Origin of the sequence: Lentzea sp. NPDC059081 (genome assembly GCF_042738015.1) — a bacterium.
In the GTDB taxonomy this organism is placed as follows: domain Bacteria; phylum Actinomycetota; class Actinomycetes; order Mycobacteriales; family Pseudonocardiaceae; genus Lentzea.
Genome location: NZ_JBHYGW010000029.1, coordinates 47370 through 59281, shown reverse-complemented (window position 1 = coordinate 59281; position 11912 = coordinate 47370). Strand labels below are relative to the sequence as shown.

10 protein-coding genes are annotated in these 11912 nt (G+C 69.7%); 1 reads left to right on the top strand and 9 read right to left on the bottom strand.

Features of this window, described 5'->3' with window-relative positions:
• Positions 1–16: 16 nt before the first annotated feature.
• The 7 genes from ACFWV3_RS38275 to ACFWV3_RS38245 form a co-directional block, all read right to left on the bottom strand.
• Complete coding sequence (locus ACFWV3_RS38275) at positions 17–1318, bottom strand: MFS transporter (RefSeq protein ID WP_382418820.1); 1302 nt, start codon at positions 1316–1318, stop codon at positions 17–19.
• A gap of 99 nt (positions 1319–1417) precedes the next feature.
• Complete coding sequence (locus tag ACFWV3_RS38270) at positions 1418–2845, bottom strand: FAD-dependent oxidoreductase (protein WP_382418819.1); 1428 nt, start codon at positions 2843–2845, stop codon at positions 1418–1420.
• A complete protein-coding gene (locus tag ACFWV3_RS38265) occupies positions 2842–4761 on the bottom strand; it encodes a molybdopterin oxidoreductase family protein (protein ID WP_382418818.1) in 1920 nt (639 codons plus the stop codon). The genes ACFWV3_RS38270 and ACFWV3_RS38265 overlap by 4 nt, the downstream gene beginning before the upstream one ends.
• 105 nt (positions 4762–4866) lie before the next feature.
• The gene (locus ACFWV3_RS38260) at positions 4867–5664 is read right to left on the bottom strand and encodes a TIGR02569 family protein (protein WP_382418817.1); all 798 of its coding nucleotides are present in this window, start codon (positions 5662–5664) and stop codon (positions 4867–4869) included.
• 132 nt (positions 5665–5796) lie between these two features.
• Positions 5797–6969 carry an adenylyltransferase/sulfurtransferase MoeZ gene (gene moeZ / locus ACFWV3_RS38255; RefSeq protein WP_382418816.1) on the bottom strand — a complete coding sequence of 391 codons (1173 nt, stop codon included), beginning with the start codon at positions 6967–6969 and terminating at the stop codon, positions 5797–5799.
• A 79-nt stretch (positions 6970–7048) separates the two neighbouring features.
• Positions 7049–8047, bottom strand: a complete 999-nt coding sequence (locus ACFWV3_RS38250) for a DUF3152 domain-containing protein (protein ID WP_382418815.1) — start codon at positions 8045–8047, stop codon at positions 7049–7051.
• Positions 8048–8087: 40 nt separating this feature from the next.
• Entirely contained in the window at positions 8088–9044 is a 957-nt protein-coding gene (locus tag ACFWV3_RS38245; protein WP_382418814.1) for an alpha/beta fold hydrolase, read from the bottom strand.
• 125 nt (positions 9045–9169) lie between these two features.
• Here ACFWV3_RS38245 and ACFWV3_RS38240 point away from each other — a divergent pair, with 125 nt between their 5' ends.
• Positions 9170–9799, top strand: coding sequence for a TetR/AcrR family transcriptional regulator (locus ACFWV3_RS38240; protein ID WP_382418813.1), 630 nt, complete (start codon positions 9170–9172; stop codon positions 9797–9799).
• Between the two features lie 419 nt (positions 9800–10218).
• On the opposite strand, the gene ACFWV3_RS38235 is transcribed toward ACFWV3_RS38240, so the two are convergent.
• Complete coding sequence (locus ACFWV3_RS38235) at positions 10219–11001, bottom strand: alpha/beta fold hydrolase (RefSeq protein ID WP_382418812.1); 783 nt, start codon at positions 10999–11001, stop codon at positions 10219–10221.
• Positions 10974–11861 carry a diiron oxygenase gene (locus ACFWV3_RS38230; RefSeq protein ID WP_382418811.1) on the bottom strand — a complete coding sequence of 296 codons (888 nt, stop codon included), beginning with the start codon at positions 11859–11861 and terminating at the stop codon, positions 10974–10976. Before ACFWV3_RS38230 ends, ACFWV3_RS38235 begins: the two co-directional genes overlap by 28 nt.
• Between the last annotated feature and the right edge of the window lie 51 nt (positions 11862–11912).

The following is an 11912-nucleotide window of genomic DNA, read 5'->3' as shown; positions in this document are numbered from 1 at the left end:
TCAGAGCCTTGTGCGGTCAGACGCCCGCGTGGGCGAGCGACGGACGCGCCGCGAACGCGGTGCGACGCAGGTAGAACCACCAGGTGGTGCCCAGGCAGAGCGCGTAGAAGACGAGGATCGCGGTCAGCGCGGGCGTCAGCGTCTTCGAGCCCTCCAGCGAGAACTTGAAGACCAGGTTGACCAGCACACCGCCGGCCGCGCCGATCGCGCCGGCGATCCCGACCACGGCGGCGGCCTGGCGCTTCGCCGACTTGTCGTCGTCGGACTGGGTGCGGAAGATCGCCGGGATCATCCGGTAGGTCGAGCCGTTGCCCACGCCCGCCAGCACGAACAGCGCGATGAACGAGCCGAAGAACAGCGGGAAGCTCTGCGCGTCGACGCTGACCATGACGCCGATCGTGCCGACCGCGAGGCCGACGAACGTCCAGAGCGTCACCTTCGCGCCGCCGATCCGGTCGGCGAGCCAGCCGCCGAACGGCCGGGCGACCGAGCCGATCAGGGCACCGAGGAACGCGAGCGCCACCCAGCCCTTGTGGTCGACGAAGCTCAGCTTGATCAGCGACGGGAACGCGAACGAGTAGCCGATGAACGAGCCGAACGTGCCGATGTACAGGAACGACATCACCCACGTGTGCTGGTTCGAGAGCGCGAGCTTGTACGACTGACCGTCCGGCTTGGCCTGCGTCAGGCTGTCCATGAAGAACCACGCGAACGCCGTGGCGAGCACGATGAACGGCATCCAGATCAACGCCGCGTAGGCGAGGTGGATCCCGGTGCCGATGGTGATCACGAGCGGCACGACGAGCTGCGTGACCGCGACGCCGAGGTTGCCGCCGGCGGCGTTCATGCCGAGCGCCAGGCCCTTCTTGCCTTCCGGGTAGAAGAACGAGATGTTCGCCATCGACGACGAGAAGTTGCCGCCGCCCAGGCCCATCGCGGCCGAGGTGAGCAGGAAGAACCAGTACGGCGTGCCCGGCGTCGACACCGCGTAGGCGAGCATCGTGCACGGGATCAGCAGCAACCCGGCGCTGATCGTCGTCCACAGCCTGCCGCCGAACCGCGGCACGGCGAACGTGTAGGGCACCCGCAGCAGCGACCCGACCAGGTTCGGCACGATCAGCAGCCAGAACTGCTGGCCGACGCTGAAGTCGAAGCCGACGGAGCCGAGGCTCACGACGACGATGCTCATCAGCACCCAGACGCTGAACCCGAGGTTCTCGGCGAAGATGCTCAACGCCAGGTTCTTGCGGGCGATCCGCTTTCCGGTGGACTCCCAGAACTCGGGCTTCTCGGGTTCCCAGTGGTCGATCCAGCTCATCGAACTTCCTCCGCGGGGTCGGCGACTGCGCAACAACCTAGAAACCGGTCATTACCAGGGGGTTCTGGCCTGTGACGGCGACGGCAACTCCGCCGCACATCACGCGGGCTGCGGCTGTGAGGCCCCGAGCCAGTCGAGCAGCCCGCACACCGCGTCCTTGCAGCCACCGCACCCCGTCGTCGCGCGGGTGGCCTCCGCGAGCTGCGGCACCGACTCCGCGCCCGCGCGCCAGGCCGACACGATCTGTCCCTTGGAGACGGTGTTGCACCGGCAGATCACCGCGCTGGACGGCAGGTCGGCCGGTGACGCGGCCTCGGCGGGCAACGCGCGGCCCAGCAGCAACGCGAGCCGGTCGGTCGGCGCGGGGATGCCGCGGTCGTAGAGCTGGGTGATCGTGGCGGCCGCGTCCGGTGCGCCGATCACGATCGCGCCCGCGACCCGGTCGTCGCGCAGCACGAGCTTGGCGTACCGGCCGCGCGAGGGTTCCTGGAAGCACAGGACTTCCGAGTCCGGGCAGTCGATCTCGGTGTGCACGTCGCCCAACGCCGCGAGGTCGATGTCACGCGCCTTCAACCGTGTGACGACGGACGTGCCCCGGTAGCGCGCCGCCGGGTTCGCACCGGTGAGGCGGTCGGCGAGCACTGCGGCCTGGTCCCACGCCGGTTGCACGAGACCCGAGACGGTGCCCGGGTGCTGCGCGCAGTCCCCGATCGCGTGGATGCGCGGATCGTTGGTGCGCAACGCGTCGTCGACGACGATGCCGCGGTCGACGGTCAGCCCCGCCTCGACGGCCAGGGACGTCTCGGCGCGCACGCCGGCGGAGACCACGACGAGGTCGGCGGGGAGGTGCGTGCCGTCGTCGAGGACCAGTCCGTCGCCGGGCAGGTACTTGGCGGCCAGCGAGTTCAGCCGGAACTCGATGCCGAGCCCGCCCAGGGTGCGGGCGAGGACGCTGCCGGCACCGGGGTCGAGCTGGCGTTCCATCAGGTGGCCGACCGGGTGGACGACCGTGACGAGGCAACCGCGTCCGGCGAGACCGCGGGCGGCCTCGATCCCGAGCAGACCGCCGCCGAGGACGACGACGGGCATGCCCCTGCGGGCCTTGGCCTCGATCAGCGCGCAGTCGTCGAGCGTGCGGAACGCGACGACGCCGGCGGCGAGCTTGCCGTCCTCCAGCAGGCCTTCCGCCGGCGGGACCCAGGGCGTGCTGCCGGTGGCGAGGACGAGCGAGTCGTACGGGATCCGCTCGCCGGAGACCAGCACGGTCCGCGCCGCGCGGTCGATCTCCTCGACCGTGCTGCCCAGCCGCAGGTCGACGTCGTGCTCCGCGGCCCACCTCTCGTCGTGCAGCCGCGTCGACTCCGGCGTCATCGAGCCCGCCACCACCGTCGACAGCAGCACCCGGTTGTACGCGGCGTGCGGTTCCGCACCCACGACGGTGATGGCCATGTCCCGGTCGCGACGGCGGAGCTCGTCCGCCAGCCGCGCGCCCGCCATGCCGTAGCCAACGATCACGGTTCGCCTCACGCCCGCTCCAATCGCACCGCGCACACCTTGAACTCGGGCATCCGGCTCGTGGGATCGAGCACGGGGTTGGTCAGCAGGTTCGCCCGGCCCTCACCGGGGAAGTGGAACGGCAGGAACACCGCGTCGGCGCGCATGCTCGGCACGCACCGCACGACCGCCGTCACCCGTCCCCTCCTGGACACGACGTGCGCGAGACCGTCGGGTTCGAGGCCCGCCCGTGCCGCTGTGTCCGGATGCACCTCGACGTACATCTCGGGAACGGCCTTCAGCAGCTCGCCGATCCGCCGCGTCTGCGCACCCGACTGGTAGTGCTGCAGGACCCGTCCGGTGGTGGCCTGCAACGGGAACTGCTCGTCGGGCGGCTCGGCGGGGCCGCGGTGGTCGACCGGGACGAACCGCGCCAGGCCGTCGGCGTGCGCGAACCGGTCGAGGAAGAGCCTCGGCGTGCCGGGGTGGTCGGTCGAGGGCACCGGCCAGTGCAGCTGCTCGTCCTCCAGCCGCTCGTAGGTGATGCCGGAGTAGTCGGCGAGCCCACCCGCGGACGCCCGCCGCAGTTCCTCGAAGACCTCCTGCGGCACAACGGGAAACCCGGTGGGGACGCCGAGCCGCGACGCCAGCCCGTTCAGCACGTCGAGGTCGCTGCGGACTCCGTCCGGCGGGTCGAGTGCCTTGCGGCGCCGGATGATCCGGCCTTCGAGGTTGGTCATCGTGCCGTCTTCCTCCGCCCACTGCGTGACCGGGAACACGACGTCGGCCAGCGCGGCGGTCTCCGACATCACGAAGTCCGCCACCACCAGCAGGTCCAGCGACCCGAGCCGGTCGGCGATCCCGGACGACCGCGGCGCGGACACGAGCGGGTTGCTGCCGAACACCAGCATCGCCTTGACGTCCTCGGCCGTCAGCAGCTCGTACGCGCTGCGGCCCGGCCCCGGCAGTTCGGAGACGCCCCAGACGTCCATGACGTGCTGGCGCGCCACGGGATCGTCGATCTTGCGGTACCCAGGTAGCTGGTCGGCCTTCTGCCCGTGCTCGCGGCCGCCCTGGCCGTTGCCCTGCCCGGTCAGGCATCCGTAGCCGGAACCGGTGCGGCCGGGAAGTCCCAGTGCCAGCGCCAGGTTGATGAACGCCGACACGGTGTCGGTGCCGGACGCGTGCTGCTCGGAACCACGCCCGGTCAGGATGTACGACCGTCCCGCCAGCAACTTCACCGCCGCGCGCTGATCCGCCGCCGAGACGCCCGTGACGCGTTCGGTGTGCTCGGGCCACCACTGCGCCGCGATCCGCCAGGCGTCGTCGAACCCGGTGGTGCGCGAGGAGATGTACTCCTTGTCGATCAGACCCTCGATGACCGCGGTGTGCAGCAGTCCCAGTGCCAGCGCCAGGTCCGTGCCCGGTGCGGGCTGCAGGTGCACGGTCGCGCGCTCGGCGGTCGGCGTGCGGCGCGGGTCGATGACGATCAGCCGCGCGCCTTCGAGGTGCCGCAGGAACGGCGGCATCGTCTCGGCCGGGTTCGAGCCCGCCAGCAGCACGGTGTCCGCCGTCCGCAGGTCGGTCAACGGGAACGGCAGCCCGCGGTCCAGCCCGAACGCCTTGGTGCCCGCCGCCGCGGCCGACGACATGCAGAACCGGCCGTTGTAGTCGATCTGGGAGGTCCTCAACGCCACGCGGGCGAACTTCCCGAGCGCGTAGGCCTTCTCGTTGGTCAGCCCGCCGCCGCCGAACACGGCGACCTCGTCGGGCTCGTACGACCGGATCCGCTCGGCCACGAAGTCCAGCGCCTCGTCCCACGAGACGGGCGTGCCGTGGATCATCGGCGTCGTCAGCCGGCCGGGGTGGCGCAGCAGCTCCCCCGCCGTCCAGCCCTTCTGGCACAGCCCACCGGGGCCGGGCGTCACCCGGCCGTCGATGACGCTCATGGAGCACTGCAGCGCGCAGTAAGGGCAATGAGTCACGCCGCTGACGCTAAGAAGCGCGCGTTAACCCGATGCTCCGCAATGTTTCGTACGGGGAAAATGGGCCGCTCAGAGCAGGGACGTGACGTGGTGAGCAGCTCGTTCCAAGCCCGCAAACGACTGCGGCGTTGACAACGGGTGCAGCGCGTGCACGGCCAGCCGGAAGAGCATCGCGCGCAGCAGCGCCTGCTCCCACTCGGCCTGGTGGCTCCACCGGTGGAAGAGCCCCGAGTCCGCGCCACCCCACGCGACGGCGTCCACCGCGATCACGGCGGCGGCCCACTCGGCGGGACGCCAGTAGGCGGTGAAGTCGATGACGGCGGGCTGCGCGTTGCCCGCGAACAGCACGTTGCCGAACAGGTCGCCGTGCACCACCTGCGGCTTGAGGGTGAGCGGCTTCTGGTACTCGCGCAGCAGCTCGAAGAGCCTGCCGCCGAGGTCGGCCTCGAGCGGCACCTCCTCCTCGCCCCACGCCTTGCGGTCGGCGACGGCGAACACGTCGGTCCGCGTCTCCAGGAACCGGGGCTTCGGCAGCTCGGCCGTGGCGTGGTGCAGGCGCTGGGAGACGGAGATGACCTCGTCGTGCCGCGCCTCCGCCCTGCCGGCGAGGAACTTGGTGGCCGACCAGCCGCCGACGACGTACCGGCCGTCGGTGGACCTGAGCGGACGGCCGATGCGCAGGTGCGGCACGTCGAGGCCGTCGAGGGTCTTCGCGATCCAGGTGGCCTCGGCCGGCTTGGGCGCCGGGCGGATCGTCGCGTCGCCGCAACGCCACGCCGGACCGCCGTCGATGAGCTCTGGTTCGGCGTCACGGGCCCCGAACGCCGCACGCACGTGCGCAGGGGGCGGTTCGGGGGACCGGGTCACGGTCGGGACCGTACCTGCTTAGACCGTCCGGGTGGTGGATCACGACACACGGTGATTCGTGCCGCCACTCGAAAAGCCGAACGGATCATGGGTGCTTTCGGGTGCCGAAGCACCCGAAAGCACCAACCACTCTTAGTACGTCGGCAGGCTCGGGTCGACCTCGCGGGCCCACGCCAGCACGCCGCCACCCACGTGCACCGCGTCCTTGAAGCCGGCCTTGTGCAGGGCCGCGAGGGCCTCCGCCGACCGGGCGCCGGACTTGCAGTGCAGCACCAGCGGCTTGTCCTGCGGCAGCTCCGAGAACGCCTCACCCGAGAGGATCTTGTCCTTCGGGATGAGCACCGAGCCCGGGATCTTCACGATCTCGTACTCGTGCGGCTCGCGGACGTCCACCAGCAGGAAGTCCTCGCCGGACTCCTGCTTGTGCTTGAGCTCGAGCGGCGTGATCGTGTTGCCCGCCGCCGCCTGCTGCGCGTCCGTGGACACGACACCGCAGAACGCGTCGTAGTCGATCAGCTCGGTGATCTTCGGCGACTCCGGGTCCTTGCGGATCTTGATGGTCCGGTACGACATCTCCAGCGCGTCGTAGACCATCAGGCGGCCCAGCAGCGGGTCGCCGATGCCCGTGAGCAGCTTGATCGCCTCGGTGACCATGATCGAGCCGATCGACGCGCACAGCACGCCCAGCACGCCGCCCTCGGCGCACGACGGGACCATGCCGGGAGGCGGCGGCTCCGGGTAGAGGTCGCGGTAGTTGAGGCCCTGGCCGTTCGGGGCGTCCTCCCAGAAGACGCTGACCTGGCCCTCGAACCGGAAGATCGAGCCCCAGACGTACGGCTTGCCCAGCAGCACCGCGGCGTCGTTCACCAGGTACCTGGTGGCGAAGTTGTCGGTGCCGTCGAGGATCAGGTCGTAGTCGCGGAAGATCTCCAGCGCGTTCTCGGAGTTGAGGTGCGTCTGGTGCAGGACCACCTTGACGAACGGGTTGATCTCGGCGACCGAGTCGCGCGCGGACTCGGCCTTGGGGCGGCCGACGTCGGACTGGCCGTGGATGACCTGGCGCTGCAGGTTCGACTCGTCCACGACGTCGAAGTCCACGACGCCGAGCGTGCCGACCCCGGCCGCGGCCAGGTACAGCAGTGCCGGGCTGCCCAGGCCGCCCGCGCCGACGACGAGCACCTTCGCGTTCTTCAGCCGCTTCTGCCCGTCCACCCCGACGTCCGGGATGATCAGGTGCCGGCTGTAGCGCGCGACTTCTTCCTTGGTCAGCTCCGCGGCTGGCTCAACGAGCGGCGGAAGCGCCATGCTGCTCCTCCTCGACGAATGTCTCCGTGTCCGAGACAACGTCTACCCTGCCTCGACTCTTCCCGGTTGGAAAGCCGTCTCAACCTGCGGGAAACGCGTTCGGCTTGCACACCTTGCCGTCGGCGGGCACGACGTCCTGGCCGGCGTTGAGCTGCGAGACGAAGTCGTTCGCGACGCCGAACGTCTGCTGCATCATCACGGGCGCCGGCGCGTCGTTCTCCAGGCAGGCCGCGTGGCCGTTCCCGAGCGCGTGGCCGACCTCGTGGTTGATCACGTACGTCCGATAGCCGGCCAGGTCGGAGCCGTAGACCATCGCGCCGCGGACCCAGCGGGCGACGTTGATGATCACGCGCTTCTGGCCGGGGTTGAAGCAGGAGGTCTCGAACGGGATCTCCTTGCCGCAGAGCGTGTGCGTCGTGTTCGTGGTGCTCAGCGCGACCGTGAAGTCCGGGTTCTGGTTCGCCTCGACCCGCTGCAGCGCGACCTGCTTGGTGCCGATCCAGCTGCGCGGGTCGGACAGGATGCCCTCGACCGTGCGGGCGAACGCCGTCGCGTCGTCGTTGTAGTCGGCGGGCTTCACGCCGTCCTCGATGGCGATCGCGTACTTGCGGAACTTCTGCGCGGTCGCGTCACCCACGCGCGCTCCGCCGGGACCGATGACCTTGAACGTGCCGACGCCGTCCTGCGAGAACTGCGGACCGGCGGGCAGCTCCGCGGTGGGCACGTTGAGCTGCGGCTTCTTGCCGGGCACCTCGGAGGCGGGCGGCTCGGGGGTGTTGTTCACGGGCGTCTCGGCGGCGTTCGTGTTGTTCCCGCCGCCGTTCACGGGCGCCTTCGGCTGCACCGTGTCCAGGACCACCAGCGCGGTGAGCACGAGCAGCACCGGGATCGCGTAGATCCGCCACCCGTAGTTGGCGACGAGCTTCCGCACGCCGCGGCGCTTGCGGGGGCGCCGCATGGCCGCGGTGCCCTCGGGTTCCCAGGCGGCCGCAAGCGGTTCCGCGCTGGTCCGGCGCTCGCCGCGACGGTAGCGGTCAGCGGGCGGAGCAGGACGTCCTCGCTCGGGGGCGCGATTCACGCCCTCCAGGGTCCCACATCCCCCGTATGGCCGTCGTTCGTCACCATGTGTGCCTGTCCACCGCCTCCCACATGCCCAGCACAGCCCTGGCGACGGTCGCCGGCCGTTCCATCTGGGCGACATGGCCGGTCTTGGGGAGCACCAGCAGTCGTCCCTGGGGCAGCAGCCTGGCCGTCCTCGGCCCCTTCCGCACGCTGACGAGCCGGTCGTGCTCGCCCCACAGCACCAGCGTCGGCGCCTTGACCAGCGGGAGGATCCGCCACAACGACTTCGGCCCCGGCGTGAGCCAGTTCGTCATCAGCCCGACCGTGCTGCGGTTGAGCGCCTGCCCTGCCCACTTCTGCCGCGCGCGCTCCTCGTTCTCCGCGATCGACTCCTCGATGCGGTTGTCCGGCACCAGGCTGGGGTCGGAGAAGCACAGCTCCAGCATCTGCCGCGTGCGGTCGTGCGCGGTGAGCTTGGCGAGCTCGCGGCGGACCTTCGACCCGATCACCGGCAGCACCGCGAGGGCCATCCGCGGGTCGGACATGCGGTCGAGACGCGGCCGCAGGTCCGGCACGGCCGGGCTGACGAGCGTGAGCGTCCTGACCAGGTCCGGCCTGGTCGCGGCGGCGATGACGGAGATCGCGCCGCCCATCGAGTTGCCGAACAGGTGCACGGGCTCGCCGAGCGTCTCCAGGTACTTGATCACCGTGCGGGCGTGCGTGGCGAGGCTGAAGTCGTAACCGGGAATCGGCTCGGACCGCCCGAACCCCGGCAGGTCGAGCGAGTACCCGCGCACGCGGTCCTTCAGCTGGGCCGCGAGGTCCGTCCAGTTGGTGGCCGAGCCGCCGAGCCCGTGCACGTACACAGCGGGAGGCCCGTCACCGCCGGGCGTGACCCTGACGTGCACCTCGTGGTCGTCGATCTGGCAGAACTCGCCGGGCCACGGCGTCTGCGAGGTGTCCAGGGGCGGGAGTTCGGCCGTGGACAGCGGGGCGGGAATCAACGTGCTCACCCGACCAGGATGCGGGAAAGAACGCTCGGATGGTTCCCGGATGTGGGCTACCAGCGAGTAAGGTTGGCTCACGCCCCGGCCCGGCAACCCCGGCCGAAGGCAGGATTACTCGTGCTGGAGGCACCATGACGGAGACGGCGCAGAGCGCACCCGCAGGCAGGGGCGTTCGCCTGCCGCGCACCGCACGCCGCGCTCAACTGCTGGCAGCGGCGCAGGACGTGTTCGTCGCCAACGGCTACCACGCCGCGGCGATGGACGAGATCGCAGAACGCGCAGGCGTGTCCAAGCCGGTGCTGTACCAACACTTCCCCGGCAAGCTCGAGCTCTACATGGCCCTGCTCGAGTCCCATGTGGACGAACTGGTGAGCAGGGTCCGCACCGCCATCGGCTCGACGTCCGACAACAAGCTCCGCGTCCGCGCCGCCGTGGCCGCCTTCTACGACTTCGTGGACGGCGAGGGCCAGGCCTTCCGCATGGTCTTCGAGTCCGACCTGCGCTCAGAGCCCGCCGTCCAGCAGGCCGTGGAACGCGCCACCACCGACTCCGTGGACGCGATCACCGACACCATCACCGCCGACGCGGGCCTGGACCCGGAACGCGCCCGCCTGCTGGCAGTGGGCCTGGTGGGCCTCTCGCAGGTCACCGCACGCTCCTGGCTGGCCGACAACCGCCGGGTGGCGAAGGAAGACGCGGTGGCACTGATCTCGAACCTGGCGTGGCGGGGCATCGGCGGCGGCTTCCCGCTGCAGCACTGACCACCGGACATCTCGCGACGCCGCAGGCGAGCGGCGATGGCGAAGCCGAGCAGTCAGGCTTTGGCTTTGGCTTTTGCTTTGGCTTTTCCGGCGAAGCCGGGTGGGGTGGTTTCGTCACGAGTCGTGGCACAGCTCTTGCTGCATCCAGGAAGGGGTGTCAAGCGGGCACGCTTTTCGCCCGCTTGACACCCCTTCCTGGATGTGGCCCGCTCTGACTCGACTCGTGACGAAACCACCCCACCAACGCAAGCACCTACGCAACAGCCAGCCGCCCAGCACAAACAGGCGTGCCATCAACCCGCGAGCGGCGCCGGCCCCGGTTTTTGATCAGATTGGCGGGGTCCGGGGCAGCGCCCCGCTCTCTAAACCGGAACGCGCCCACCAAAACGCAACCACTCGACCAAGTCGCGCCTGAAAACTCACATCAACGCAGCAATCCGCCGAGCAACATCCGCAGACCGCTCCAACGGCAACATGTGCCCGGTCTTCGGATAAATCACGAACTCAGCCGACGGCAACGCCGAGGCCAACACCCGCGAATGCCGCAACGGCGTCAAAACATCCCAAGACCCGGCCATCACCACGGTCGGGACGTCCGAAAGCACAGCAAGAGCCTCCCGCCGCTGATGCAGCGTCAGTTCCTCCCGAATCCCCACAAACGCGGCCCCGGACGTGTTCCCAGCCATGACAGCAGCAGCCCGAACATCAGCCCAAGACGGCCGCCGCCCAAAGGTCACCCGCAGCCCAGGCGCCAACCACCGCCCGAACCCCACCTTCGGCCGTCTGCCGAGCCACCGCCCGGCAACCTTCTCGACGAAGCTCAACGCCGGCAGATCCCCACAAGAGGTGGCGATCAACGCCACCCCGGAAACCCGAGAGAACAGCTCCGGCCGCTGCTCGGCGAGAGCCATGATCGTCATCCCGCCGAGCGAGTGCCCGGCCAGCACCACCCGCCCCGACGGAGCACATTCCTCGATCACGGCAGCCAGGTCGTCGGCAAGCTCGGCGATGGTCCCGGTGAACCCGTCCGACCGCCCGTGCCCACGCACGTCGTACCGAACCACTCGCCCCGGCAACGCGGCGGCCACCCGGTCCCACGTGGTCAGGTCCATGGTCCACCCGTGCAACAACACGGCGGTCACGTCGGAAGCCAAGTCCCCCGACGTGACGACGTTCAGCCGATCAAGAACGAGCGGCGCCACGAGCGCATCCCCGGCTTTCCGACGAGTCCGGCCTCATCCAGGAACGACATGATCCGCTCCCCCGACCAGCGAATGGTCTCCTGGAACTTGGGGTTCCCGAGCGCCTGCCGGTGCGCCTCCCGCACGTCCAGCCCCACGGCCGCGTACACCCGCGGGTTGATGATCGCGCGGGTGATCATCATCGACACGAACCCGATCAGCCACTTCTGGTACGGCTTCTCGAAGCCGCGCAGCTCCGCCATGCCGCGCGTCAGCTCCTCGCGCGCGAACCGCACGTGACGGGCCTCCTCGAGCACGTGGATGCGGTTGACCATCCGCACGATCGGCTGGACGGTCTCGTCGTTCATCGCCTCGCGCTGCAGGCGGTCGAGGATCTCCTCGGCGACCAGGATCGACCCGTACATGGCCGGGCCGTAGCCGATGACCGGCAGCAGCTTCCCGAGCCGGTGCGTGCTGCGCGAAGGCCCGTACGCCGGGCAGCCGACGCGTTCGACCAGGCGCGCGAACATCGTCGAGTGCCGGCACTCGTCGGCGACCTCGGTCAGCGCGTACTGGGCGTGCCGGGTGGTCGGGTCGGTGTTGTAGACGACCTTCACCAGCATCTGCATCAGCAGCAGCTCGAACCACAGGCCGACCGACGCGATGGACGCGAGCTCGTGCTTGGACAGCTCGATGCGCTGCTCGCGCGTCAGCGAGTCGTAGAGAGGCGTGCCGTAGAGCGAGATGCGCTGTTCAGGGATGTAGAAGAGGTCGTCCACCAGAGGTGCGGACCAGTCGATGTCCACCTCGGGGTCGTAGAACTTCTCGGCGGACGACTTGAGCAGCCTCTCCGCGGTCTTCTCCCGATCGGCGACCCTCATCGGTTGCCCTCCCCGGTAAGTGTTACTTGAGGTAACGGTTACTTCTGGTAG